Raw genomic sequence first — 26,299 nt, 5'->3', positions numbered from 1 at the left:
AGCTAAAAGACTAAAGACTAAAGCGAAATACAGTAGCTTTAAGCTTTGAGCTTTATCCTTTCAGCTCAAATAAAAACATTTAGGTGCCTATATCGGTGGTGTCCACCTCTTCCCATTCCGAACAGAGAAGTTAAGCCCACCAGAGCCGATGGTACTGCGGTAACACGTGGGAGAGTAGGTCGGTGCCAAATCTTAAAAGAAACCCTTCAGCAGAAATGTTGAAGGGTTTTCTTGGTTTATAAGCATTCTGTTTGGCCTATTCTTTGTTTGCTTACCATTAAGAAATGAAGATAGTTAAGGTATTGGGTATATTCTTCTTAGTGTCCTCACAATCCCTTAATGATAAAAGAATTATAATAGAGCTTATTTCAACCAAGATTGAAGAAAAGTTAAGAGTTTGCATACCGGAGCTTGTCACATAGCCCTGATGGAAGTGGGCACGAAGCCAATTCTTCATTGGCGAAGTAAAACGTACAGCAGGACGGGACCCAAGCTACATATTACAACTATTGCGCTCCAAAAGCCTCAAAATAAACAATCTGATTTTAAGTTTTGTTTGCATACCTATAACTCCAAGTCCTATTTTTTATTAATGGCGGCTAGTAATAGGAAATAGCAAAATCTAATGTTGTTAAAGACATCAACCTAAAAGAAATCATTAATTTACTCTTGTTAAAAAATGTAAAATCTTTCAGTCTCAAGGTAATAAAACCGTATTATTGTAGTATTACGTACATATTATGATGATGAATGTGAATCTTAAGAAATTAACTTTTCTTGCTTTTATTTTATTTGTAAATTTTAACGTTTTTGCTCAAAGTAAGAATGTACGGCTGCCTGCAAATTGGTTTAACCTCGATTTATTGGAGAATGGATATTTTGGTATCAGTACGGAGAAAGCTTACCGCGATCTGTTAAAAGATAAAAAACCTAAACAGAATATCATAGTAGCTGTAATAGATGGTGGAGTCGATACTAATCACCCTGACCTGCAGCGTGTTTTATGGACGAACAAAAAAGAGATCCCAGGAAATGGAATTGATGATGATGGAAACGGTTATATCGACGATATCCATGGCTGGAATTTTATTGGTTCTAAGAAAGGTAATCTTGAGTTCGATAATTTAGAATTGGTTCGCTTACTAAGAATTTATACCCCAAAGTATCAATCAACAACCAATTTAACGCCTTTAGATAGTACACAAAAGGAAGAGTTTAAGCTATATAAAAAGATGGTTGGCGATTTCGGTAAGAAATACGAAGACGCCAGCAATACTTTTTCTGTTTTAATTGCCATTAACAAAGTGTTAGATTCTGTAGCCAAGATCAATAAAAAGGAAATCCCAAGTTTAGAAGACGTAGATCGTTATAAAGCTGATGATGAAACTGAAGAGCAGGTAAAAACAATCATCAGAAAGGGGGCTAAGGAAGATGGTAGTTTTGAGAAGTTTTATAAGAGTATAAAGGAAGGGTACAAACAATACGATGCGATGCTGAAGTACAACTTAAATCCTAAATATGATATGCGTGCAGAACTGGTGGGAGATGACTACAGTAATGCTTACCAAAAAAATTATGGAAACAATGATGTAAAAGGTCCCGACGCTTTTCACGGTACACACGTATCAGGGATTATTGGCGCTGATCGTACGAATTCAATAGGTATTTTGGGTGTAGCCAATAATGTAAGTATTATGGCCATTAGAGTGGTACCAACAGGAGATGAACGTGATAAAGATGTAGCCAATGGTATCAGATATGCGGTAGATAATGGTGCTAAAGTAATTAACATGAGTTTTGGTAAAAGCTACAAGTGGGATAAAAAAGCAGTAGACTCAGCAGTAAAATACGCAGAACTTAAAGGTGTATTATTGGTACATGCAGCCGGAAACGATAATCAGAATAATGATATCGAAGAGAATTTTCCTAATAAGTTTTTTGATAGTAAGGAGGCTGAAGTTTATAAGGAAGCTAATAAGAAGCCTAGCAAGCCAGATTTTACCCCACCTAGGCCTATGGCGCAAAATAACGGGATGGGCATGAGGCCAGCTTATGACCGATCTACATTAGTAAAGCCTGTGCCAATCGATTCAGCAAAGTTTAATCTGCCCCATGCCAGTAATTGGATCGAAGTAGGTGCAAGTGCTTATAAAGATGATGATAACCTGAAAGCCGATTTCTCTAATTATGGCAAATATAACGTAGATGTTTTTGCCCCTGGATTTTTAATCAACTCGACCGTTCCTGGTAGCAAATATGAAGAGGCTGATGGAACAAGTATGGCCTCGCCTGTTGTGGCTGGCTTAGCGGCATTAATTTTAAGCTATTACCCAGATTTAAAACCAGCGCAGGTAAGAGAGGTTATCATGAAATCTGTTTCGAAGGTTGCACACAAGGTGAAATATAAAAATGAAAAAGGCGAGAATACCCGCTCGCTTTTTAGTGAAATATGTGTTAGCGGAGGTATTGTTAATGCCTACAATGCCTTAAAATTGGCTGAAACATATAAATAGTTTTCAGTTGACAATTTTCAGTTTGCATAAATAGTACGGATAAATTCCTGAAAGGTGCCAAAGGGATAATTTTTAGCCTTCATCCACGAAATCAGTTCTTCCATGCGTTTTACCATTTTTGTGCCTGTATTTTTTCTTACATAACCTGGGAAACCAAAGCGATCAAAATCTTCTAAATCGGTAAATTCCCAAGGGTGGAAATAGATATTCAGGTACTTGTCTTTTTTGTATGTCCAGCTGGCTAATGTTTTGTAAATGCCTAAAGGCAGATTGTGAAAAGACAGCCAAAATAACGGAAACCTAATCAATGGGCTTACTGAAGCTGGAATCTGCAATACGTTATTTTTAATGAAGTGTGTTCTAGAGACGTTAAAATTGTTGTACCGCCCTGGCAAATAGGTTGGATTAATGGACGTATTATAAGTATACCCGGCTTTTTCAATTTCGCTTTCGTCAACAGGCATCATTCTCGCCATCCGGTAACCCGTAATTTCTTTACCTGAAAGCTCTTCTAACTTCAGTTTCGATTGGAGAAGATGTTCTGGTTTAAAATCTGAATGATAATAACCATGCGAGGCAAGTTCGTGCCCTGTTTTGGTAATCCGTTTAATCAGATCAGGAATATTTTCGGCAAAAGTAACGGTACAAAAAAAGGTAGCTTTTACTTTGTATTTATCCAAAATATCTAAAATGGCAATTGTACCTGCCCTCGAAATGGCAATCTGATCTTCGAAAACAATATCTTTTCCATATTCGAAAGGCATATCAAACTCTTCGATATCAAAACTTAACAGTACCATTTTATTTTTGCTGAATATTGGTTGAACGGATAATATAATTGGGACGATTTTTAGACTGCATAAACATTTTACCTACGTAAATGCCTATAATGCCTAAGATTATGAGTTGTAGTCCTCCAAAAAATACAATGGTCATAATTACAGAGGCCCAGCCAGATACCTCTACATGGTTTACAAAAGCGTAAATAATGTAAGGGATATACAGTACAGAGGCAAACGACAGAATGAACCCTAGATAAACTGCCGAATACAACGGCTTTATACTGAAAGAGGTAACGCCGTGCAACGCCAACCTTAACATCTTTTTAAAGGTATACTTACTATTCCCCGAAAAACGTGCTGCAGGATTGTAACGAATGGCAAACTGCTTAAAACCGAGCCACTTTACCAAACCACGTAAAAAGGGCTCGTTTTCATGAAAATTCCTAAAAACACTAATAACTTTTTGATCAAGTAAGCGAAAATCGGCTGCACCTGGTTCGAGATCAATATCCGATAGCCAGTTTAAGGTTTTATAGAATAGGTTTGATGAACTTCTTTTTCCTTTTGATAAATTTTTATCTTCTTCCCGGATGGTGTACACCACCTCAAAACCTTCTTGCCATTTCTGTAGCATTTCTGGAATCAATTCTGGAGGATGTTGCATATCGCAATCCATAGAAATTACACAATCGCCAAAAGCATGGTCCATGCCCGCTTTAACCGCCAATTGGTGGCCAAAGTTTTTAGAAAACTCGAGGAAAAATATATTATTTGCTGTTGAGGCATAATCCTTTATTTTTTCGAGAGTATGATCGGCACTTCCATCATCAACCAGGATAATTTCGTAATCATAATTGATAGTCGAAAAAACTTTTTTAATACTCTCGGCTATTACAAAAACATTATCGGCTTCGTTGTAAGCAGGGATTACTATAGAAACTAATTTATTCATTTATCGGCAATCAGATAAGACTCAAAATCTTCTTTCATCATTTGGTAAATTATGGTTAGCCAAATGATCACGCAAGGTAGGGCTTTAAGCGAATATAGACGAATAAATTCTTTAACCGACCTCGGGAAAATATCGGTTGGCGATAGACTGGTTAATATGAAGGCAAAAATAAACAAGGTTGTTATCCATCCTTTCTTTGGATTTTGCTGCACCATAAACCAAATAGCAACGCCTGCGAAAGCAATAATATAAGTTGGCGATTCTGAACCACTGCTAAATATAACCGTAAAAATAAGTGTTGATGCCAATAACATTAACCTAAAACCTAGATGTTTATATTGATTGATCCTTAAGTATGGCAAACCAAATAATATTAGTCCACCCAATAAAAATGGTGCATTTGGAATATTTATATTTCCTGTTGTTCTTCTTACAATTCCCATCAAAGAAATATCTTGAAATGAAGTTAATGATGCATTTAAATCATTTTTATGGGCAAGTGAATGATACCAGTCTGCATAAGATTGGATAACGAAGGCCGGTGATGAAATAACCATGGGTAAGGCAAATAGTACCAGGAAAGCGATAAAGCAAGCCACGATAAATTTTAACTTATTCTTGGCGAAGAAGAAAAATGCCAGTCCAACAATCCCGTAAAGTTTAACCAATGTGCCGAAGGCAATAAAAAAAGCCGATTGTACTTCTTTCTTTTTAATCAGATAAGAGAAACTGAGCAATATTAATCCCGTTAGGGCAATGTTAAACTGAAAACTGAAGAGTGCAGTTAATGCTTCGTGTGCACATATCCAGGCAATAATTGTACGTTTATTATGGGAAATCGGGAGACTGTAAATTCCCCAGAGCAGTATAGATACATTGGCAATATTCCAAAGGATACAACCTAAACCATCTGGCAATAATGCAAAAGGAGCAATAAAAACTGAAAACACAGGACCATAATGGTTACTATCGAGATATTCAGGGTAATTATTGTACAGATTCTGCAGATCGACAGTATGCCAATACACATATTTAAAAATCAGGTAATTGTTGTAAGAATGGTGATGATACTGTTTAAAACCAGCTATAATGGCTAATATAAAGTAAACGACAATCACACATTGCTTTTTTAAAAGAAATGAGGATAGCTTAGTCAGATTAGTTTTTGTGAAAGTGTTCATTATGATTAGTGCTGCTAATATAACTATTTTAACAGTTTGCTGAATAAACTATTCTTTTAATGGCCTTAAAGTTTGATTTAAAGCAAAAGATTTATTAGAATTTTTCGCCAGTTTTTAAATCTACGAGGCTAAAGTTTTTGAAAGAAGCGATGCCGGCAAAAGCGATCTTAAAACCCATCAATTTTCCAATGGCCTTGTTGTACTGAGTTTTAAAGATTTCTTTATTGTTGAAATAAGTGTGGTAGTTTATATTGTTGATCATTAGTTTTTTTAGCCGTTCATGCTTTTGGACACCCATTGGATCGGTTTAAATTAATTTGTTTACAGAAGCAATTATCATTGCAGCTCGATCAGATATTAGGGATATCTAGTAAACGTCGCTTAGTGATGACAAACGCGATCAATGCAGGGGCGAATTGCCCTTGTATTTGATTTTTAATTTAGACACTGCTTAGCTGGTATAGTGATGAACAAATTGAGTTAATTTTCTCGCATTTAACGCTAAATTAATTTGAAATTAATAAGCTAACTCTACCTTTGGATCATAAATATTTGGTTAGTATTTATAAGGTTTAGTTGATTAATATAATCCACGGCGTACCTCATCGTGGCTTTTTTATGTTTTTATTGCCACTTAACACACAATGGCGTCTCTTAGGATGGCAGGGATGTTTAAAGCCAGTCCGTCAATACGAGATAGATCAACCTCTATTATCCCTAAACAATATTAATTAATTATGAAATTATTTTTAGTATATCGAGTTAGTAAAACCTTTTACTAACTTTATTATACTGAACCAAATAGATCATCAATCTTCCTAAAAACTATGAGAAAATTACAACTGCCACTTTTTGTGGCCCTGGTGCTAACCTTTAGTGCCTGTAAAAAAGAAGAACAGACTAAAGACACCTTTTCAAACCCCAATCTAAAAAGCTCGGCAAATCCAAATGCTCAACTGTTAAGCTTTTCATTAAACAATTGGATGAGTGTAGTAGCCGACCAAACCAGTATCGCTGCCATTTCCATTCCTGGTACGCATGATTCTGGCGCAACACAAGAACCGGTTGCAGGTACTGCAAAGTGCCAGAACCTGAGTATTACCGATCAATTAAATGCGGGTGTCCGTTATCTCGACATCCGGTGTAGGCACATTGATAATGCCTTCGCGATCCATCACGGGGCAATTTATCAGAACCTTAATTTTAATGACGTACTAAATGCCAGTATCAATTTCCTGAATAGCCATCCAACCGAAACCATTATTATGAGTGTGAAAGAAGAGCATACGCCATCAAACAATACCAGGTCCTTTGAGCAAACTTTTGATGCTTATGTTCAGCAAAATCCTGCTAAATGGGATTTGGGGAATAATATTCCAACACTGGGCAGTATTCGTGGAAAAATCAGACTGTTGAGAAGGTTTTCTGGATCATCGCCAAAAGGAATCGATGCTACGGCCTGGGCCGATAATACCACATTTGATATCAATAATGCCGCTGCAAACTTAAAAGTTCAGGATTTTTACAATGTTAACGATGTTAATACCAAATGGACAAAAGTAGAAACATTGTTAAACGAGGCAAAAAATGATGCTTCTAACAGGCTTTATTTGAACTATGCAAGCGGTTATAAGGCAGGTATATTCAGTATCCCAAGTATTACTACGGTATCGAATTTCATCAATCCAAAAATCACTACGTTTTTTACCAACAATACCCATGGTAAATTCGGGATTATTCCACTTGATTTTGTTGATTCGAACAGAAGCCAATTAATCGTTAATACAAATTTCTAATCCTAACGCATAGATTTATTGGTTCAGTATAATATAAAAAGATGCACGGTATTGTAAAGTACAGTGCATCTTTTACAAATGTAGGGCGATGTTATTTTACATTGTATAAATTGACATGTGCTTATCCATTTTTAACATTCTGGGGCTTTTTTATAGGTCTACCTTTGATCTATAAATTTTAAAAATATGTTAGTTATTAAACCAAAATCAGTTGCGGGAATCTCCATTCCCGATAGTTCGATCGCCAAACAGGCAACTGAACTTTTATTGGAGCATGGAACAGAATTTATTTACAACCACTCGCTGCGTGTTTTTCTTTTCTCCTCATTAAAGGGAAAAAGAAACAGCCTTAAATATGACCCGGAATTGCTATACGTAAGTTCTGTGTTTCATGATTTGGGCCTGACTAAAAAATACAGCAGCGCAGACCTCCGTTTCGAGGTTGATGGCGCAAATGCTGCCAGAGATTTCTTAAAAAGTCATGGCCTGCCAAAAGAATCGTTGCAATTGGTGTGGGATACCATCGCTTTACATACTACCATTGGCATTGCCGAACATAAAGAAAATGAAGTAGCATTAATGTATAGTGGTGTGGGGCTGGATGTGATGGGCGAGGGCTATGAAAACCTTGCTGAAGCAGATCGCTTAGCTATTGTTGAGGCCTTTCCTCGCAATGATTTTAAGAAAAAGATTATTCCAACATTTTTTAGTGGCTTTGAGCATAAAACGGAAACCACATTTGGGAACATCAAAGCAGATGTATGTGCCTACATGATCCCTAATTTTTACCGTAAAAACTTTTGCGATTGTATATTACATTCTCCATGGAGTGAATAACATTCTTTTAAAATGGTAGGTGTTGTGATATTATCCACGCTTACCATTTTTTTGGAAAATTAAACACCAATGTTTACAAAGAGCATTCTATAATCTTGAGGTGAAATGGCCGTATTCTTTTTAAAAAAATGACTGAACTGATCTGGTGAACTAAAATTAAGTTGATAGGCAATCTCTTTAACTGGTTTCGACGAAAATTGTAAACCACGTTTGGCTTCGGCTATAAGTTGACCGTTTATTAAATCTTTAGCGCCTTTGCCACTACATTTTTTAGAAAGCTCGGTTAATTTTCTTGCAGATATACCCATCAAATCGGCATAATCCCCAACCTCATGTGAGCTTTGGTAATGCTGACTGATCAATTCGATAAAATTTCTATAAAGCTTATTTTCGTAACTATCAATCCCCGGTGCTAATGCTGCATTTACATTCGCAATTTTAATCATGATGATTTTTAAATAGGCTGCCATGGCATCTAGCTTATTAACATAATCTGCCGACGAAAATTCGATGTATAAACTTTTAAAAAGTACACTTAATTGAGTATGATCGTTTAACGTTAAGGATAACCACTGATTGTTTGCTGCATTATTGAATAATACAGCCTTGCAGTTATTTGCACTTGACGGGCTCCGTTCCCAAAAACAATCTCCAAAACTCAGTTCAAAACCAGAAAATATGGTACCCTCATTAAAATTAATAATCTGTCCTTTTGCTATTAAAAAGATTTCGTGATCGGTAATTTGAAAAACCTGGTCATCAATGTAGATTTCTCCCGATCCGTTCGTGATTAATATAATCCGGTTGTAGGTTAATCGGTATGCACCTTGTGCAGATTGCTCAACGCTAAAACTATCCTTAAAATAGGTAATCGAAAAGGAATCTTTTAGCTCTTTTTCCAGCTTTATATTAATAATAGCTTTCATACCATCAAATATACTAAAGTCTTTTTTGACTGAATATTTTCAAACATTTGAATGATTATTTTTAATTCTTGATTTATTTTTGGAGTGAACGATCATATTTTGAGTGTTTGAAGATTTTTATTGTCAAATTATAGAAGAATTAGAAATAATAGTGGGATTTTTTTGTAGCCTTACCAAAAAATATAGATTTTGAGAGAAAACATGATTTGCAGCAATTGTAGATTGTGGACTGATTTTTTAACATAAAATAGGTTCTTTCTAAATCCAACTTCAATCTATTAAATTAAAAGGGTTTTTACGGGCTAAAATGCTTAATCAAGCAAGGAAACCTGCTTTGGAAATATTATATTAGTATATGCAAAATAAGGAATTGGGAGAGGAACGAGATTTAATGCTCAAAATTGCTGTTGGCGATCAACAGGCCTTTCGCTTGATCTTTGATGCTTATAAAAATAAAGTTTTTTCTTATTCCAACCGCTACTTGAAATCTAAAGAAAGGGCTGAAGAAGTGGTTCAGGAAACCTTCCTTAAAATATGGTTAAAAAGAGATGGTCTTAACGAAGTTGGAAACTTTGGAGGCTACATTAGAAGGATTGCTGTTAACCTTACACTAGACTCGCTTAGGGCTATTGCTACCGAAAACAAAACATCAGATTTAAGTAAGGTTATGTGGACTGAACGCGACACAGGAACCGAAGATGAGATTATGCGGAAAGATGCACAGACCTATGTAGATCAGTTATTAGATAAGCTACCCAAGCAACAGGGATTGGTTTACCGTATGTGCCATATTGAAGGGATGAAGCAGAAAGAAGTTGCAGAAATACTCCATATTGCCCCCTCTACCGTTAAGGTCCACTTAAGAGAAGCCTTAAAAACATTGCGGACCTTGGTTGGCGAAAATAATACGATACCACTCATCTCTTTCGTTTTCATTGGATTGCTAAAATAATATAATCTATTCCTGTTTTAGAACGGTTTTCTTTTAAAATACGGCTGAAATTTAAAAATATTCAAAAAAAAATATTTTTTGACTACCCCTTTTTGTGCTTTACAAACGTCAACTATTAAAACGAACAAAATAATATCTTTTCTATATCGCCATTTGTATGAAAAATGAAGAAATAAGTGAACTTCTGGAGAAGTATGCTCAAAATACTATATCCGAAGAAGAAAAGAGCGTTTTATTTAATCATCTTAACGCCTCAAGCAATGTTGAATTTGAAAAACGCCTCATGGAAAAGGATTGGGATTTATTTCAATCTGAAGAAACTATAGCAGAAAGTAAGGCCAATAAAATTTTTAGTGAAATTGTTGACGAGGAAGAAAAAAAGTCGTTTAAATTAAATTTTGCCTGGATAGGTTGGGCTGCTGTATTATTGATTGCAGGTTTTTCTACTTTTTATTTTTTAAAGCCTGCAACGCAAAAAATAACTGCTAAAGCCAATGTAGCAGTTGTTAATGTAGTAGCAGAAACGGAGCATAAAAAAATAGTATTGCCAGATGGGAGTACAGTGATATTAAACAATGGTGCAGTTTTGCTGTATCCCCAACATTTTGATGGAAATACCAGAGAAGTAACACTTAAAGGGGAAGGATATTTTGATATTGTTCATAATCCCGCTAAGCCCTTTATTGTTTATGCAGGGAAAGTTAAAACAACAGTTTTAGGTACTGCTTTCAATATTAAAGCTATTGAGGGGCAAAAAGTTGTGATAACGGTAACCCGTGGAAAAGTAAGTGTGCAAGATCATCAAAAGCTTTTAGGGGTACTTACACCTAATCAACAGCTAACCTTTGATGAGAAAAGAAAAATGCCAAGCCAGACCAAAGTGATATCGCAGGAAGTTGTAGACTGGCAGGCAAAAGATATTTTCTTTGAAGATATTACCATGAAAGATGCCATTGAGGTATTAGCTAAACGCTTCGGGACCAAAATTACTTTTGTTGATGATAGCGGTAAAAACTGCCGCTTTACCACAACTTTTCAGAAAGGAGAAAGTTTAGATGAGATTTTGCAGGTCATAACTTCCTTTAATAATGCAGTATATGTAACCAAAGCCAACGAGATTTTTATTTCGGGTAAGGATTGCAATAATTAAATAATCAATATCAACCAAAACCAAACAAACCAAACTACATGAAAGAACTCTATTATTTCCACATTTGATGAAAAAATCTCCCTGTCCTTGCAAGACAGAGAGATAAAATTTGCACTGTTCCAGCTGGAATTGGAACAGCCTGTATTAAACAATTTAGGCATCATTTAAAACATTTAAAATTATGAAATTTTCTGCACAATCAGCAGAGAGCGGGAATCCCTGTAAGAAATTTTTCGCTTCTAAAAAATCACGATATCTAATTCGTCAGATTATGCGTTTAAGCTTTGTATTAGCTATAATAACCTTTGCCACCTCTTCATTAATCTTTGCTTCTAATACCAAGGGTCAATCGATCTCCAATACAGAAGTTATAATTGGATTAAATCATGAGAGTGTATTCTCTGCTATTGAAAAAATTCAAAAGCAAACACCTTTTATTTTCATTTATAGAAATACCGATCTTAAAGAACTAAAGGAAATAAATATCCCGGTACAAAAACGTACGGTTCAGGAACTGCTTGATGTGCTGTTTAACTCCAAACATTTTAAAATAACGCAGTTAAATAACAGGATTTTAATTTCTTCGATAAAGCCAGAAGTTAAAGCTTTGCCTGTTGACATCAGGATTTCTGGTATTGTGGTAGATGAGGATGGAGTTCCCATCCCAGGGGTTTCAATAATGCTGAAACAAAGTAATAAGGTAAGTACAGCGACCGATAGAAACGGCCAGTTTGGAATTAACCTTCCGGATGAGGGAACGAAAGTGCTGCTTTTTACTTGTATTGGCTATCAGAATGCAGAACAGGTTATTGGCTCAGAAAATTCGTACAAAATTGTAATGAAACCTTCAGTTGGTAGCCTAAATGAAGTACAGATTATTGGTTATGGAACTACAACCAGAAAAACGAGTACAGGCTCTATTGCATCTATTACAGCGAAAGAAATCGAAAAGCAACCAGTTGGAAATCCCTTGGCAGCACTATCCGGCAGGATGTCGGGCGTATTGATTGCCCAGAACAATGGTGTTCCGGGTGGAGCAATCCAGGTGCAGATCAGAGGGCAAAATTCACTATTGCAGGGAGGAATTCCATTATATGTAATTGATGGGGTTCCTTTTACCAATTTCAATGGAGGTCAGCCCGCAACAGATAATTTAAATGCTTTCGGAACTTCGGGGGCCAGTGGCGGATTAAGTCCCTTCAGTATGATCAATCCATCAGACATCGAGCGTATAGACATTCTGAAAGATGCAGATGCGACTTCGATTTACGGATCCAGAGGTGCCAATGGTGTCGTTTTGATCACAACTAAGAAGGGAAAATCAGGCCGTGTAAAAATTGGGCTTAACCTTAATACAGGCTTTACTGAAGTCAATCAATTTATCCCTGTGCTCGATCTTCAGCAATACCTGGCATTAAGAACAGAAGCATTCAAAAATGACGGCGTTACACCGAATACCAATAATGCTCCAGATTTAACTGCTTGGGATCAAAATAGTTCAACAGATTTCCAGAAAATGTTTATTGGAAACAGGGGCCATGTTAATGAAATTCAGGCTTCAATGTCTGGTGGTAACGAGCAGACTCGTTTTTTCTTCAATTCTGCCTACCGTAGAGAGAGTACCGTTTTTTTGGGCGACAATAGTGCTAAAAGATTTTCTTCAAGACTGAACCTAGACCATAGTTCATTAAATAAAAAATTCACTGTCTCACTTTCTGCCAGCTATTCCAACGACAATACCAATATCCCAACTTCTGATCTGTCATCGGTTTACAATCTGCCCCCCAACCTCCCACTTTACGATGCTGCCGGCAAATTATTTTGGGCTACTGGTTTTACCAATCCACTGGCGAGTTTATTAAAGAGGTATAATGGCGTAACCAATAACTTAATTGCCAATGCCAATATTAAATATGTCATTTTACCAGGTTTAACTGCTAAAGCCAATTTTGGTTATACCAGTACCAGGCTGGATCAGACCTCTACAAATCCTGCATCATCTCAAAATCCTGCGAACAGCCCTACAAGCTCTGCAAATTTCACCAATCTCAATGCGCAGAACTGGATTATCGAACCTACTCTAGATTATGTTAAGCCTATTGGAGACGGAACACTGACTGCACTTATCGGAACGAGTTTCCAGCAAAACACATCAAATGGACTTTATCTTTTCGGAACAAATTACAGCAATGAGTCATTGTTGGGTACACTTGGTGCAGCGGGTACCACAACAGTGATATACAATAACATCGTGAAGTATAAATATGATGCAGTTTTTGCAAAACTAAATTACAATTTGCAGGAAAAATATCTTTTTAATGCCACCTTTAGAAGGGATGGTTCATCAAGATTTGGCCCTAAGAACCGTTTTGGTAATTTTGGTGCAATTGGTGCAGGATGGGTATTTTCAAATGAAAATTTTGTAAAGGACAACCTCTCTTTTCTAAGTTTTGGAAAGTTAAGGGGAAGCTTTGGAACAACAGGAAATGATCAGATTTCCAATTACCTTTATCTGCCTTTATATTCTTCAGCAACCGCTTATCTTGGTAATGCTGCAACAAACGTAAATGTTCTTCCTAACGAATTCATCCAATGGGAAACCACCAAAAAACTAGAATTTGCTATTGACCTAGGTTTCTTAAAAGACCGCATTTCTTTTACAGCAAATTATTATAGAAACAGGTCTTCGGATCAGATTACTCTGAATGCATTAGGCAGTCAGAGTGGATATAGTAGTTATACACTAAATCTGCCCGCCACCATCCAGAACAAGGGACTGGAACTTGAACTGAACACTACAAATGTGATCACAAAAGATTTCTCATGGAAAACCTCGGCAAACTTTACTTTTACCGATAATAAGATTACGGATTTTCCAAACCTTGACAAATCATCTTATGCTTCTTCTTATGTTGTCGGCCAATCTATCAACCTCATCCGTCTTTACCATTATCTTGGTGTTAACCCCACAAACGGGACAGCAATATACGAAGACAAAGATGGTAACGGCATAATCAATTCAAACGACCGATACATTGCAGATCTGGGAACACCTTTCTTTGGAGGTTTTAATAACACCTTCACTTATAAAAATTTCGAACTTGGTATATTCTTCCAGTTCAACCATCGTTTTGGGGTAACAAAGATTGTGAACACGCGTCCTGGTGCACTTACTAACCAAAATGATTATTGGTTAGGCAGATGGACACCTACAAACAACAATTCGGATATCCCAGGCTCTTCGGCAACAGCAGGATCAGCAATAGCTACTTCTTACAACAACTATACCTCATCTGATGCCGTTTACGGAGACGCCTCATATTTAAAACTCAGATCCGTAAACTTATCATATAGTTTGCCGACAGAATGGCTAAAGCAAATTAAAATATCTAGCTGTAGCGTATTTCTTCAAGGCCAGAACCTCTACACCTGGGCAAAGAACAAGTATATTTTGGATACAGAAACAACTGTTCAAGGTGGACCTACTGGCTTGGGAACCGGTACTATCGGACAGGTATTACCTCCGTTAAGAACCATTGTATTTGGTGTTAACTGTTCATTTTAATCAAAACAATCATGAAAAAAACATATAAAAATATCTTTTATAAAACATTGATCACTATAACGGTCCTAACCGCTTCATCGTGTAAAAAATTTGTCGAACTTGGTGCACCGCCAACTCAGGTATTATTCGAAGATTCTTTTAAAACAGATGCAGCAGCACAAAGTGTGGTTATGGGGCTATATTCATTTTCTTCGCAGGCTACTAACGGCCTGATCACCTCCCTCACTTTTTATTCCGGCGTTTCTAGCGATGAACTGCAATACAATTCCAGCGATGCCTTGGTTCAGGAGTTTGCAAACAATTCAATTGCCAATACCAACGGCACTGCAAATACGATATGGGGAACCACCTATCAATTGATAAAAAATGCCAATAATGCCATAAGTGGACTTAGTGCTTCTACAACCTTAACTCCATCGGTAAAAAACCAGCTTTTGGGTGAAGCGAAATTTATGAGAGCTTATGCTTACTTCCATCTGGTTAATCTTTATGGAGACGTGCCATTGCCCTTGAAGGATGATTATTCTGCTTTCGAAAATGCTGTATTGCCACGTAGCTCAACTGCCGGAGTTTATGCCCAGATTATCAAAGATTTAACTGAAGCACAAAGTCTATTGCCTACTGCTTATGTTGGTACATTTAGAGGTAGGGTAAATAAGTATGCTGTAACAGCACTTTTGGCCCGGGTATACCTCTACCAAAAAGATTATGTTAATGCAGAAGCACAGGCTACACAAGTTATAAATTCAGCTGTATATACATTGCCTGCGCCTGAGGTAGCTTTTATCAATTCCAGTAATGAAATTATCTGGCAGATTGGCAATATCCCGGGTATCTCTGTGCCTGGGGCGGCATATGTAACATTAGCGAATGTAATTCCAAATTACACCCTGGCAGATGCAACTTATCAAAGTTTTGAAAGTACAACTGATCTACGCCGTACCAATTGGACAGTTGCAAAAACAATTGGAGGAAAAACTTATTATGGTATCAGCAAGTATAAAATAGGAACAGGTACCGGAAATGAGTATAACGTTGCGCTAAGATTTGCAGAACAATACCTGATCCGTGCTGAGGCCCGTGCACAACAAAATAATGTGTCGGGTGCTAAAACAGATATCGATATGGTTAGAACCAGAGCTGGCCTAGGTGGTGTGAGTGCTATTTTAACACAAGCACAGATGTTAACTGCTGTAGAGCAAGAAAGAAAAGTAGAGTTTTTTGGCGAGTGGGGCCACCGTTGGTTCGATTTAAAACGTACTAATCGTGCAGCTACAGTAATCAGTGCCTTAAAACCAACCTGGAAATCAACTTCAGTCTTATTTCCAATACCACAGGCGCAGATTATTGTTAATCCTTCGTTAACGCAGAATCCAGGTTACCAAAATTAACTATTGGGAGCCTGCACGGGCTCCCCTAACTATATCATTTTTATGAAAAAGATAATAAAATTATCGGTTGTGGCCTGCATAATGCTTTTCGGCGCAACAGCCTTTGCCCCACAAAAGGGATATAAACTTACCGGTAAAATAAAAGGGACCGACAGTGGCATGATTTATTTGTTGCATAATATTGGCGATAAAGAAATTAAAGATTCTACCAAAATTACCAATGGTGGCTTCACCTTCAGCGGCACAGTACCCGAGGTTAAAATGTATGCCTTAAAGCTTAAGGGCGGTAAGCAACAAAAAAACTTCCTTTTAGAAAATAAAGAAATCTCAATAGTTGGCGACAAGGATTCGTTGTTTATGGCCAAAGTGATCGGTTCGCCAGAAACCGATATTTATTTTGGTTTTTATAATGGACCATGGAAAGTGATAACTTCAAAAGCTGGTGATATTTACCGGCGTTTAGATAGTGCAAATCAAAAAGGTAAAGTTACATTAAGCCCTGCACAGCGAAAACCATTTGATGATGAATTTAAAGCACTTGACGTGCTCAATCAAAAGGCAGTGAAAACTTATGTAGAGGCACATGCCTCTTCGGTAGCAGTTGCTGCAATTGTAGAAGACCGTTTTATTAATTATCCCTATCCGGAACAAGCAACAGCCATGTACGCGTTATTTAGTCCTGCGGTTAAAGCTTCATTTTATGGGAAGGCCATTAAAGCCAGTTTAGCATTAACCAATAAAACTGCTCCAGGAAAACTGGCTCCGGATTTTGTAATGAATGATGTGGATGGAAAACCACTTAAACTTTCTGCACTTCGTGGAAAATATGTTTTAGTAGATTTTTGGGCAAGCTGGTGCGGTCCCTGCCGTAAAGAAAATCCTAATGTAGTGGCAGCCTACAAAAAATACCATGATAAAGGCTTCGAAATCTTAGGCGTATCGTTAGACAGTAAAAAAGAAGCCTGGCTAAAAGCAATTAACGACGACGGTTTAATATGGAAACATGTTTCTGAACTTAAAGGTTGGTCGAATACTGCTGCGGCATTGTATGGTGTAAAATCGGTTCCCGCTAGCTTTTTATTGGATAAGGATGGAAAAGTGGTTGCAAAAGATTTACGTGGAGAAGAATTGAACAACACATTGTCAAACCTATTTAAAGATTAGTCACATGAGCACATTAAATATCAGTAACAAAATGTTAGGATTGCTTTCTATTATCATTTTAGGAAGTATAAGTGGTTTAAAAGCACAAACCAAACCAGTAGATACAACCAGAATTTATCTAGACAAATTGCTGGCTTCGAAGGAACCTGCAGATAAGTTACTATTGGTAGCCAACTTACAAAAGCTGGGAGCTGCCGATCAAGAAAAGGATGTAGATCTGGCCATTAATTACTATTATCGATTAAAAAATGTAAAAGCTTCCGATTCGCTTGTTCAGGTAGAATTACAAAAGTTCCCTAAAGGTTCGAGAGCGAGGGCGCAGGAAGCCAGCAAAATTTATGACGAGAAAACAGCACAGGGCAAAGAAAATGCCTATAAAATCTGGATTAAGAAATTTCCGGTTTCGGGTTCTGGAGAAGAATTGATTGTGTATGATTATGTGGTATCGGCTATTGCTTCCGAATATGCCAAAGAAAAAAATGCGGCTAAGGCTATTGAGTATATTAACAAGCTTCAGGTAGATTTTTGGAAAGGAAACGGGTTTGGTGGTGTTGCGGAGGCTTTTTATAAAACCGGCGATTTAAAAAATGCAGCTGTATATTATAAAAAAGCCATGGAAAGTGCTAAAACTTATTATGATGGAAAATTACCTGACGAAAATTCATCCAAATTTGCCGCATCAGGTTACCCAGGTTTAACCATGACTTATGCAGGTATTCTTTTCGAACAGAAAAAGTATAATGAAGCACTTATTTATGCCGATTTAGCAGCTAAAAATCCAAAAACTGCTTCTCCGAGATCGAATTTTCAATACGCCAAAATATTAATGGCATTGAATAGAAGCAAAGAGGCTTATACTAAATTGGAAGAGGCCGTAAAATCGGGGAAGGCTAATGATGAAATGAGTAGTGCCTTTAAAACACTTTATATCAAAGTAAAGGGAAGTGATGCAGGCTTCGATGCATATGCTGCTGAAATCAGAAAAGGGATTCTGGCCAATCTACAGCAAAAACTCAATAAAGAAATCATCAATAAACCAGCTGTAGATTTTACATTAACCGATATTGAAGGTAAGAAAGTTACACTAAGCAGTTTAAAGGGTAAGGTGGTAATCCTCGATTTTTGGGCTACCTGGTGTGGGCCATGTAAGGCTTCTTTCCCTGCAATGCAAATGGCCGTTAATAAATATAAAGAAGATCCAAACGTGAAATTTTTGTTTATTCATACCTGGGAGAAAACAGCTACGCCAACTCGAGATGCGAGTGATTACATTAAATCGCAGAAATATAGTTTCGAGGTGTTAATGGATACGAAAGATCCTGATTCGAAAGTTAACAAGGTGGTTACCGATTACAAAGTGTCGGGAATTCCTTCAAAATTTGTGATCGATCCTGCAGGGAACATCAGATTTAACCTGATGGGTTTTGATGGTAGCAATGAAGCTGCAGTAGATGAAATATCGATGATGATTGATATGATTAAAAAAGGTTAAACCCTTCTTGTTTTACTAGAATTTTTAACCCTGTACAAATAACTGTACGGGGTTTGTTTTTTGAAGGATTTTTATTCCAAACTAAATTGAGGGGTTTAATGCACTAATCTTCTATTGATACTGGAACGCCACGATTTTCGGTTTTATGCAGTACTTTCTTTTTGATCCTGCTTAAGGTTTCTAATCTCATTCCTAAATAGCTTGCCAGATAGCGAAGCGGTATTTTGTTCAAATCTACTTTTCTGCTCTCTGCTAAATTTTGGTACCGTCTTAAGGCATTGGGTATTCTAGCCAGTATAGATCTCTCGGATGCAGCATAGTAGTGTACCGCTAACAGTTTTCGCCCGATAATGTTGGCTTCTTCGAAATGGGAATACGCATAGTCGATTAACGTATAAGGAATGCGGATCAGCTCGCAATCTTCTAGTGCCTGTAAATATTCTACAGAGTGGTTAGCTTGTAAATCAGGGTGACGAATGGCTCCTACAATATTATTCCCAAAACAAAACCAGGTGGTAATATCTTTGGCGCCATCTTTTATAAAACCACGAACAATGCCACTTTTTACAAAGTAAAGTGCTGCATTACTATCAACAGGGGAAACAATGTATTTATTCTTTCTGACTATGACCAATGAGCAATGTTTTTCGTACTGTGCAATAAGGCTACTGGAAAGCTTATGATATTGCTCCATATACTGGATAAGTGGCCGTACAAAAGAACTGTTGTTGTTAGAATTGAGCATAATGTTATAAACTTTTAGCTTTTAAAAGGGATCTTTTTAAGATAAATAATCATCTTGCTATTTCATAATATACAAAATAATCTGAAAACTTGCATTTAAATAAGTAATAATCCGCGAAGGTTAATTGCCGTAAGTCCATACGTCGTGAGTTCGATTTTAAATTCTACTAGGTCACCGATATTAATATTTCCATTAAGATTTGCTAAACAAAATGCAATTTCCTGTTCATTTTCATCTTGTATAAATCCACGGCCCACCAATTGATCGATTCGTATTATCCTCCCTTTCCTCATTCTAATTCCACTTAATTCTAACCAACATACGTTTAATGTAGCAACAAAGTTTTTTAGCTTGTTAATGCTCCTAATTGCAAGATGGGGTAATAGATTGCCATAATGAAATTAATCCTTCCATTTTGGTAAGGTGCCAACAAGATATGATACTCGAAGAAAAAAAATAGAGGCCTGTACCATTGTTTAAACTGCTTTTTAGGTGTTAATACTGCTTTGGGGCATCTCCTTTGCGATTGGCCTAGCATGAAATTTAAATCATAATGGATAACCACATCATTTTTGTACGCATTGCTGATCAAGGCGATGCACATTACGCAGAAGAAATTATAAAGGAAACAGAACAATCGGCCATTGCAAGGGGTTCAGGCATTGCGAAAAGAACCTTAGCGTCGGTAATTGATAAAATGGCTGCTGGCAAAGCAGTTATTGCCTTAACCAATACAGGCGAGTGGGTAGGTTTTTCTTATCTCGAAACTTGGGAAGATGAACGCTTCGTTTCTAACTCAGGGCTTATTGTTGCGCCCAAATTCAGGAATTCTGGGGTAGCCAGATCAATAAAGAACAGAATCTTCAAAATGTCGAGAAGATTGTATCCCAATTCAAAAATCTTTAGCATTACCTCTGGTCCTGCAATTATGCGGATGAATGCCAAACTTGGTTTTCTTCCGGTCAGCTTTGCCGAAATTACCCATGATGAGCATTTTTGGGAAGGATGCAAAAGCTGTGTGAACTACGATATTTTAACCCGCAAGAAAAAATGCAACTGTCTCTGTACCGCTATGCTTTTCGATCCAGAATATTTTTCTGATGCACAGCCCGTAGTTTATCAGCATGCTGAGACCTACCAGAAAATCACTTATTCCTAAAACACCTAACCACATTGTTATGAATACGATCAGTAAAATAAAACTTACCGAGGGTCCAGATCTTAACCACCTCTATCAGGAATCACTCGAACTCCTTTCAGCTTTAATCTCTATTCCCTCTATTAGTGGCGATGAGATACTTACCGCCGATCAGATCGAATCTTTTTTAAACCTTCAAGGCATAAACACTTTTAGGAAATACAATAATGTCTGGTGTTATAATAAACACATGGATGCTTCAAAGCCTACCATTCTGTTAAACTCTCACCACGATACTGTTAAACCCAATGAACAATACACCAGAGACCCTTTCACTTCGATTATAGAGGATGAAAAAATATACGGCCTGGGCAGTAACGATGCTGGCGGTCCGCTGGTGGCTTTAACCGCTACTTTCTTGTATTTCTATGAGCGAAAAGATCTTCCTTTTAACCTCTGCCTAGCGGCAACAGCCGAAGAAGAAACCTCAGGAGAATTGGGCATCCGCAGCATATTAACTGATATTAAAGAAATATCTTTTGCCATTGTAGGCGAACCTACGGGCATGCATATGGCCATTGCCGAAAAAGGATCAATGGTAATCGACTGTGTTTCAAAAGGTCGCTCAGGCCATGCAGCAAGGGAAGAAGGTGATAATGCCATTTACCATGCCCTTAAAGATATCGAATGGTTCAAAAGTTATCTGTTTCCAATTATGGATGATCAACCGCAGCCTGTGAAAATGACGGTTACAGAGATCAGGGCGGGTATTCAACACAATATTGTTCCGGCTGAATGTAGTTTTACGGTAGATATACGTTTCGATCATAATTATACCGAAAGGGAAATTGTGAACACCATCATCAATCACACTTCATGCCATTTTACTTTGCGCCCAAATGTATTAAAACCATCTTTTATTGATATGCTGCATCCTGTGGTGGTAAGTGGACTTTCACTTGGCAGGAAAACTTACCTTTCGCCAACAAGTTCCGACCAAGGCTGGCTGGATATGCCTTCGGTTAAAATGGGGCCAGGTAATTCTGCACGTTCTCATACCGCCGATGAATTTATTGGTATTGAAGAAATAGAAGAAGGGATTGATATTTACATTAGTCTGCTTGAAGCTTTGGAGTTAGGCGGGCATTCTTAATCTCTTAGTCTTAGCGTCTCGCTCTTTCTTAGTCTTAGCGTCTCGCTAAGACTTTAGTTTTTGCCACGGAGACTCAGAAAGCACAGAATTACACTATGAGATTAGATTTGGCGATTCGTCATTCCCAACTTGATTGGGAATCGTAATGCCTTGTTGGGCTTTGGAGGTTGCATTAAGATTTCCACCTGCGTTGGAATGACGATTGTGTTATAAAAACTCAGAAAACACGCAATTACATAATGAGGTCTTAGCGAGAGGCTAAGACCAGAAATTTTATTTTTTACCACGGATACTTCCAGCTGCGATTGTCATCCTGAGCGGAGTTGAAGGATCTTTACAATAAAATAGAAGCTGACCACTAAGTAGCTATTAGGCCTTTGAAAAAAAATATAGACTACTAATAAAATAGCCTCCTCGCAATGACGGCAAATTTTTCCCAAATGAAAAAAACCTTTCCAAAATGGAAGGGTTTTTTTATGCCTGAATTTAATTGAAAAACGGATTTCATGTGTAATTATCTGTAAATCATTGGTTTGTGTGTGTTTTCTATTTTGTGGTATAAGAGTTGGCTAATGGCATACAAAATCATTACAATCATGACAATACTAATTTTTTTAATCCTAATCCTACTCTGCTGGGCTACTTACAAATCAATCGACTGGTTCGAAAAAATCTAACACTATGATCGCATTATTTATTATCGCCATCGCCGTATTTATCTATATGATCTACGTGCTGATCAAACCCGAAAAATTTTAATCCTTTCTCCTCTAAGGAGGATAATTAACAAATCAAAAAATGAACACTGAATTAACCGGCATTATCGCCACATTCCTGCTCACCCTGGTCATCGCAATACCATTGGGTAAATACCTGGCCAAGGTTTTTGCAGGAGAAAAAGTCTGGACAGATTTTTTAAAACCATTGGAAACTGGTATTTACAAACTTTCCGGAATCAATATTAAAGAACAGATGAACTGGAAACAGCAGTTAAAAGCACTGCTTACCATTAATGTACTATGGTTGTTTTACGGTTTTTTTGTACTCATCTATCAGGATAAACTTCCATTCAATCCGGATGGAAATCCTGGGATGACGCCAGATCTTGCTTTCAACACCATTATCAGTTTTGTTGCTAACTGTAACCTTCAGCACTACTCGGGCGAGAGTGGCGTAAGTTACCTTACCCAGCAATATGTACTTATGTTTCTTCAGTTTGTAAGTGCTGCTACAGGTATTGCCGCTGCAGTAGTCCTTTTTAAAGCCTTTAGAGATAAAACAACTACCGAACTGGGTAACTTTTGGGAATTCTTTGTAAAATCAATTACTCGTTTATTATTGCCTTTATCCATTGTGGTAGCCTTAATCTTAACCTTTAACGGTACACCAGCGAGCTATGAGGGGAAAGACCAGTTTATTTCCTTACAGGGTGATACGGTAAACGTTTCACGCGGTCCTGCTGCTCAACTGATCGCTATTAAACACTTGGGTACAAACGGTGGAGGTTATTTTGGCGCCAATTCGGCACATCCATTTGAAAACCCAAGCTACTTTACCAATATGGTAGAGCTGATTGCACAGGTAATCATCCCTATTGCTATGGTTATTGCTTTTGGCTTTTTTATTAGAAGAAAAAAACTAGCCTGGACCATCTTTGGTGTTATGACCATTGGTCTGTTTATGCTGCTCATCCCTATGCTTAGCTCAGAGTTGGGCGGTAATCCGGCATTAGCTAAAATGGGAATTTCCCAATCCACTGGTGCCATGGAAGGAAAAGAAGTACGCTTCGGCCCGGCTGCCTCTGCTTACTGGGCTACTGTAACTACCATTATTTCTACTGGTTCGGTGAATAGTATGCACGATAGTACAATGCCGATGTCAGGTACATGGCAATTACTGGGAATGATGATCAATTCATTCTATGGAGGATGTGGTGTTGGTTTATTAAACTATTTTATTTACCTGATTGTTGCCGTATTTATTTCTGGATTAATGGTAGGGAGAACGCCCGAGTTTCTTGGGCACAAGGTAGAGGCCAGAGAAATCAAGATTGCAGCTATTATTACTTTGTTAAGCCCGTTTTTGATCCTTGCCGGAACCGCAATTGCAAGTTACATCTTTACCAGTCATGGCGATGCCGCTTGGGCTGTGCAGCCTAAAAACTGGCTCAATAATCCTGGTTTCCACGGATTCTCTGAGATGCTGTATGAAATGACTTCATCTAACGCCAACAATGGATCGGGATTTGAAGGATTGGGCGATAATAATATCTTCTGGAATCTATCTACTGGTATTGTGATTTTCCTCGGCCGCTTCTTGCCGATTATCGGTCCTGTTGCCATTGCAGGATTATTAGGCGCCAAAAAATTCATCCCTGAATCTGCTGGTACACTTAAAACAGATACCAAAACCTTTGCACTGATGACTTTTGCGGTGATCATAGTGTTAAATGCACTTTCTTATTTCCCTGCCCTGGCTTTAGGCCCGTTGGCAGAATATTTTACTATGCTTAAATAAACATACAATGAAACCCAATAATAAATTGTTCGAACCTGCCTTGGTGCAGACCGCACTAAAACAATCTTTCATCAAGCTTGATCCAAGGGTAATGGTCCGCAACCCGGTAATGTTTACCGTGGAAATAGGAACACTTGTAATGGCTTATGTTACCGTATATTCTTTCAGCCATAGCGGACAAGGATCGCCATTATACAATTTCTTCATCTTTTTGGTTTTATTACTTACCGTTCTGTTTGCAAACTTCGCCGAAGCCATTGCAGAGGCAAGAGGTAAGGCACAAGCCGACAGCCTTCGTAAAACAAGGGAAGAAACACCAGCAAAGGTGCTTTTGGCCAACGGAACCATCGAAATCCGTTCATCCAACCAGTTAAAAAAAGGCGATGTATTTGTTTGCGAAACTGGCGACACCATTCCAACAGACGGAGAGATTATAGAAGGTATTGCCACCATTGACGAATCGGCTATTACCGGAGAATCTGCTCCTGTAATACGCGAATCGGGAGGTGATAAATCTTCGGTAACCGGAGGTACAAAAGTTTTATCCGATGAGATTAAAGTTCAGGTGAGTACTGCTCCTGGAGAAAGTTTCTTAGATAAGATGATTGCTTTGGTTGAGGGCGCATCTCGTCAGAAAACACCAAACGAGATTGCCTTAACCATTTTATTGGCTAGTTTTACTTTGGTATTCATCATTGTGTGCGTAACGTTGAAACCTTTTGCCGATTATGCCAATACACCCATCACCATTGCGTCATTGATCTCCCTTTTTGTATGTCTGATCCCAACTACTATCGGCGGACTTTTATCTGCCATCGGTATTGCCGGAATGGACAGGGCGTTAAGGGCTAACGTAATTACCAAATCGGGTAAAGCCGTAGAAACTGCAGGTGATATTGATGTACTGCTTTTAGACAAGACCGGAACCATCACCATTGGTAATCGTAAAGCCACCAATTTTTATCCAACAGCAGGGGTAAACATTAAAGCTTTTACCGATGCCTGCGTACTGAGCTCGTTGGCTGATGAAACCCCAGAGGGAAAATCAATTATTGAGCTTGCAGCCGAGCAAGGTATTAAATCTATCGGAACACCACAGGGATCTACGTTTATTAAATTTACAGCCGAAACCCGGTCAAGTGGTTTAGATACTGCCGAAGGAAGAAGAATTAGAAAAGGGGCTTTCGATTCAATCCGAAATATTGTAGAAAAAGCTGGAAATATTTTTCCATCTGATATCGAAAACCATGTAAAGGCTATTGCCACTAATGGAGGAACGCCGCTTGTAGTATCTGAAAATGAAAAAGCCCTTGGGGTAATCGAGTTGCAGGATATCATTAAACCCGGAATCAGCGAACGTTTCGAACGTTTAAGGAAAATGGGTGTGAAAACCGTGATGGTTACGGGCGATAATCCGTTAACAGCTAAATATATCGCTGAGAAAGCGGGTGTTGATGATTTTATTGCTGAGGCCAAGCCTGAGGATAAAATGAATTACATCAAAGATGAACAGACCCTCGGTAAGCTGGTAGCCATGATGGGGGATGGTACGAACGATGCTCCTGCCTTGGCTCAGGCAGATGTTGGTGTAGCCATGAACAGTGGAACACAAGCGGCAAAAGAGGCCGGTAACATGGTCGATCTGGATAACGACCCTACTAAGCTCATCGAGATCGTAGAAATCGGTAAACAATTACTGATTACCCGTGGCACGCTGACTACTTTTTCCATTGCGAATGATGTGGCCAAGTATTTTGCCATCGTTCCGGCATTGTTTATCGCATCAATTCCTGCCTTGCAGAGCCTGAACATTATGGGACTACATTCACCAGAATCGGCAATTATGTCGGCTGTGATTTTTAACGCGATCATTATTCCGATCCTGATCCCGCTGGCATTGAAAGGTGTAGCCTACAAACCTATTGGTGCAACAGCATTATTGCGCAGAAACCTGTTTATATATGGAATAGGTGGTGTAGTTGCTCCATTTATAGGCATTAAAATAATCGATTTATTGGTTGGTTTATTTGTGTAAAAGAGTTCGT

At 38.0% G+C, this 26,299-nt stretch carries 20 protein-coding genes and 1 rRNA gene; 15 read left to right on the top strand and 6 right to left on the bottom strand.

Annotated features, from left to right (window positions below):
* Positions 1-79 precede the first annotated feature (79 nt).
* Together rrf and EZ456_RS17880 are read left to right on the top strand one after the other, a co-directional pair.
* Positions 80-191, top strand: a 5S ribosomal RNA gene (gene rrf / locus EZ456_RS17885).
* Between the two features lie 555 nt (positions 192-746).
* Positions 747-2,513 (top strand): S8 family serine peptidase, encoded by a 1,767-nt coding sequence (locus EZ456_RS17880; protein WP_165501369.1) that lies wholly within the window; start codon positions 747-749, stop codon positions 2,511-2,513.
* A 17-nt stretch (positions 2,514-2,530) separates the two neighbouring features.
* Here the strand turns inward: EZ456_RS17880 and EZ456_RS17875 are convergent, their stop codons facing one another.
* The 4 genes from EZ456_RS17875 to EZ456_RS25155 form a co-directional block, all read right to left on the bottom strand.
* Complete coding sequence (locus EZ456_RS17875) at positions 2,531-3,313, bottom strand: polysaccharide deacetylase family protein (RefSeq protein ID WP_131532488.1); 783 nt, start codon at positions 3,311-3,313, stop codon at positions 2,531-2,533.
* Position 3,314: 1 nt separating this feature from the next.
* On the bottom strand, positions 3,315-4,247 hold the full coding sequence (locus EZ456_RS17870) for a glycosyltransferase family 2 protein (protein ID WP_131532486.1): 933 nt from the start codon (positions 4,245-4,247) through the stop codon (positions 3,315-3,317).
* On the bottom strand, positions 4,244-5,428 hold the full coding sequence (locus EZ456_RS17865) for a glycosyltransferase family 87 protein (protein ID WP_131532484.1): 1,185 nt from the start codon (positions 5,426-5,428) through the stop codon (positions 4,244-4,246). The genes EZ456_RS17870 and EZ456_RS17865 overlap by 4 nt, the downstream gene beginning before the upstream one ends.
* A gap of 94 nt (positions 5,429-5,522) precedes the next feature.
* Positions 5,523-5,690 (bottom strand): hypothetical protein, encoded by a 168-nt coding sequence (locus EZ456_RS25155; RefSeq protein WP_165501368.1) that lies wholly within the window; start codon positions 5,688-5,690, stop codon positions 5,523-5,525.
* Between the two features lie 565 nt (positions 5,691-6,255).
* On the opposite strand from EZ456_RS25155, the gene EZ456_RS17860 reads away from it, so the two are divergent.
* Both EZ456_RS17860 and EZ456_RS17855 read left to right on the top strand, forming a co-directional pair.
* The gene (locus tag EZ456_RS17860; protein ID WP_131532482.1) at positions 6,256-7,224 is read left to right on the top strand and encodes a phosphatidylinositol-specific phospholipase C; all 969 of its coding nucleotides are present in this window, start codon (positions 6,256-6,258) and stop codon (positions 7,222-7,224) included.
* 186 nt (positions 7,225-7,410) lie between these two features.
* Positions 7,411-8,061: an HD domain-containing protein gene (locus tag EZ456_RS17855; protein ID WP_131532480.1), complete on the top strand. Its 651-nt coding sequence runs from the start codon at positions 7,411-7,413 to the stop codon at positions 8,059-8,061.
* Positions 8,062-8,120: 59 nt separating this feature from the next.
* On the opposite strand, the gene EZ456_RS17850 is transcribed toward EZ456_RS17855, so the two are convergent.
* Entirely contained in the window at positions 8,121-8,987 is an 867-nt protein-coding gene (locus EZ456_RS17850) for an AraC family transcriptional regulator (RefSeq protein WP_131532478.1), read from the bottom strand.
* 355 nt (positions 8,988-9,342) lie between these two features.
* Here EZ456_RS17850 and EZ456_RS17845 point away from each other — a divergent pair, with 355 nt between their 5' ends.
* From EZ456_RS17845 to EZ456_RS17820, 6 genes are all read left to right on the top strand, one after another.
* Positions 9,343-9,939, top strand: a complete 597-nt coding sequence (locus EZ456_RS17845; RefSeq protein WP_131532476.1) for an RNA polymerase sigma factor — start codon at positions 9,343-9,345, stop codon at positions 9,937-9,939.
* A 157-nt stretch (positions 9,940-10,096) separates the two neighbouring features.
* Entirely contained in the window at positions 10,097-11,089 is a 993-nt protein-coding gene (locus EZ456_RS17840; RefSeq protein WP_131532474.1) for a FecR family protein, read from the top strand.
* A 181-nt stretch (positions 11,090-11,270) separates the two neighbouring features.
* On the top strand, positions 11,271-14,654 hold the full coding sequence (locus EZ456_RS17835; protein WP_131532472.1) for a SusC/RagA family TonB-linked outer membrane protein: 3,384 nt from the start codon (positions 11,271-11,273) through the stop codon (positions 14,652-14,654).
* 11 nt (positions 14,655-14,665) lie between these two features.
* Positions 14,666-16,045 (top strand): RagB/SusD family nutrient uptake outer membrane protein, encoded by a 1,380-nt coding sequence (locus EZ456_RS17830; protein WP_131532470.1) that lies wholly within the window; start codon positions 14,666-14,668, stop codon positions 16,043-16,045.
* Between the two features lie 42 nt (positions 16,046-16,087).
* On the top strand, positions 16,088-17,209 hold the full coding sequence (locus EZ456_RS17825; protein WP_165501367.1) for a TlpA disulfide reductase family protein: 1,122 nt from the start codon (positions 16,088-16,090) through the stop codon (positions 17,207-17,209).
* A 4-nt stretch (positions 17,210-17,213) separates the two neighbouring features.
* Positions 17,214-18,701, top strand: coding sequence for a redoxin domain-containing protein (locus EZ456_RS17820; protein WP_131532468.1), 1,488 nt, complete (start codon positions 17,214-17,216; stop codon positions 18,699-18,701).
* Between the two features lie 103 nt (positions 18,702-18,804).
* Here the strand turns inward: EZ456_RS17820 and EZ456_RS17815 are convergent, their stop codons facing one another.
* Positions 18,805-19,446 (bottom strand): Crp/Fnr family transcriptional regulator, encoded by a 642-nt coding sequence (locus EZ456_RS17815; RefSeq protein WP_131532466.1) that lies wholly within the window; start codon positions 19,444-19,446, stop codon positions 18,805-18,807.
* 553 nt (positions 19,447-19,999) lie between these two features.
* On the opposite strand from EZ456_RS17815, the gene EZ456_RS17810 reads away from it, so the two are divergent.
* From EZ456_RS17810 to kdpB, 5 genes are all read left to right on the top strand, one after another.
* Positions 20,000-20,605: an N-acetyltransferase gene (locus tag EZ456_RS17810; protein WP_131532464.1), complete on the top strand. Its 606-nt coding sequence runs from the start codon at positions 20,000-20,002 to the stop codon at positions 20,603-20,605.
* A gap of 19 nt (positions 20,606-20,624) precedes the next feature.
* On the top strand, positions 20,625-21,737 hold the full coding sequence (locus EZ456_RS17805) for a M20/M25/M40 family metallo-hydrolase (RefSeq protein ID WP_131532462.1): 1,113 nt from the start codon (positions 20,625-20,627) through the stop codon (positions 21,735-21,737).
* A 681-nt stretch (positions 21,738-22,418) separates the two neighbouring features.
* Positions 22,419-22,496, top strand: coding sequence for a potassium-transporting ATPase subunit F (locus tag EZ456_RS17800; RefSeq protein ID WP_082035969.1), 78 nt, complete (start codon positions 22,419-22,421; stop codon positions 22,494-22,496).
* Between the two features lie 39 nt (positions 22,497-22,535).
* Complete coding sequence (gene kdpA / locus EZ456_RS17795; RefSeq protein ID WP_131532460.1) at positions 22,536-24,254, top strand: potassium-transporting ATPase subunit KdpA; 1,719 nt, start codon at positions 22,536-22,538, stop codon at positions 24,252-24,254.
* A gap of 7 nt (positions 24,255-24,261) precedes the next feature.
* The gene (kdpB, locus tag EZ456_RS17790; protein ID WP_131532458.1) at positions 24,262-26,289 is read left to right on the top strand and encodes a potassium-transporting ATPase subunit KdpB; all 2,028 of its coding nucleotides are present in this window, start codon (positions 24,262-24,264) and stop codon (positions 26,287-26,289) included.
* Positions 26,290-26,299 lie beyond the last annotated feature (10 nt).

It is taken from the genome of Pedobacter psychrodurus (genome assembly GCF_004331735.1).
Classification (GTDB): Bacteria; Bacteroidota; Bacteroidia; order Sphingobacteriales; family Sphingobacteriaceae; genus Pedobacter; species Pedobacter psychrodurus.
Note: the sequence above shows the minus strand (reverse complement) of the source record. Positions and strands in the feature narration are given on the sequence as shown.

Excerpts from the sequence above, each read along its gene's own strand:
- EZ456_RS17880 (WP_165501369.1), top strand. The coding sequence starts at position 747 with ATGAATGTGAATCTTAAGAAATTAACTTTTCTTGCTTTTATTTTATTT.
- EZ456_RS17875 (WP_131532488.1), bottom strand. The coding sequence starts at position 3,313 with ATGGTACTGTTAAGTTTTGATATCGAAGAGTTTGATATGCCTTTCGAA.
- EZ456_RS17870 (WP_131532486.1), bottom strand. The coding sequence starts at position 4,247 with ATGAATAAATTAGTTTCTATAGTAATCCCTGCTTACAACGAAGCCGAT.
- EZ456_RS17865 (WP_131532484.1), bottom strand. The coding sequence starts at position 5,428 with ATGAACACTTTCACAAAAACTAATCTGACTAAGCTATCCTCATTTCTT.
- EZ456_RS25155 (WP_165501368.1), bottom strand. The coding sequence starts at position 5,690 with ATGATCAACAATATAAACTACCACACTTATTTCAACAATAAAGAAATC.
- EZ456_RS17860 (WP_131532482.1), top strand. The coding sequence starts at position 6,256 with ATGAGAAAATTACAACTGCCACTTTTTGTGGCCCTGGTGCTAACCTTT.
- EZ456_RS17855 (WP_131532480.1), top strand. The coding sequence starts at position 7,411 with ATGTTAGTTATTAAACCAAAATCAGTTGCGGGAATCTCCATTCCCGAT.
- EZ456_RS17850 (WP_131532478.1), bottom strand. The coding sequence starts at position 8,987 with ATGAAAGCTATTATTAATATAAAGCTGGAAAAAGAGCTAAAAGATTCC.
- EZ456_RS17845 (WP_131532476.1), top strand. The coding sequence starts at position 9,343 with ATGCAAAATAAGGAATTGGGAGAGGAACGAGATTTAATGCTCAAAATT.
- EZ456_RS17840 (WP_131532474.1), top strand. The coding sequence starts at position 10,097 with ATGAAAAATGAAGAAATAAGTGAACTTCTGGAGAAGTATGCTCAAAAT.
- EZ456_RS17835 (WP_131532472.1), top strand. The coding sequence starts at position 11,271 with ATGAAATTTTCTGCACAATCAGCAGAGAGCGGGAATCCCTGTAAGAAA.
- EZ456_RS17830 (WP_131532470.1), top strand. The coding sequence starts at position 14,666 with ATGAAAAAAACATATAAAAATATCTTTTATAAAACATTGATCACTATA.
- EZ456_RS17825 (WP_165501367.1), top strand. The coding sequence starts at position 16,088 with ATGAAAAAGATAATAAAATTATCGGTTGTGGCCTGCATAATGCTTTTC.
- EZ456_RS17820 (WP_131532468.1), top strand. The coding sequence starts at position 17,214 with ATGAGCACATTAAATATCAGTAACAAAATGTTAGGATTGCTTTCTATT.
- EZ456_RS17815 (WP_131532466.1), bottom strand. The coding sequence starts at position 19,446 with ATGCTCAATTCTAACAACAACAGTTCTTTTGTACGGCCACTTATCCAG.
- EZ456_RS17810 (WP_131532464.1), top strand. The coding sequence starts at position 20,000 with ATGGATAACCACATCATTTTTGTACGCATTGCTGATCAAGGCGATGCA.
- EZ456_RS17805 (WP_131532462.1), top strand. The coding sequence starts at position 20,625 with ATGAATACGATCAGTAAAATAAAACTTACCGAGGGTCCAGATCTTAAC.
- EZ456_RS17800 (WP_082035969.1), top strand. The coding sequence starts at position 22,419 with ATGATCGCATTATTTATTATCGCCATCGCCGTATTTATCTATATGATC.
- kdpA (WP_131532460.1), top strand. The coding sequence starts at position 22,536 with ATGAACACTGAATTAACCGGCATTATCGCCACATTCCTGCTCACCCTG.
- kdpB (WP_131532458.1), top strand. The coding sequence starts at position 24,262 with ATGAAACCCAATAATAAATTGTTCGAACCTGCCTTGGTGCAGACCGCA.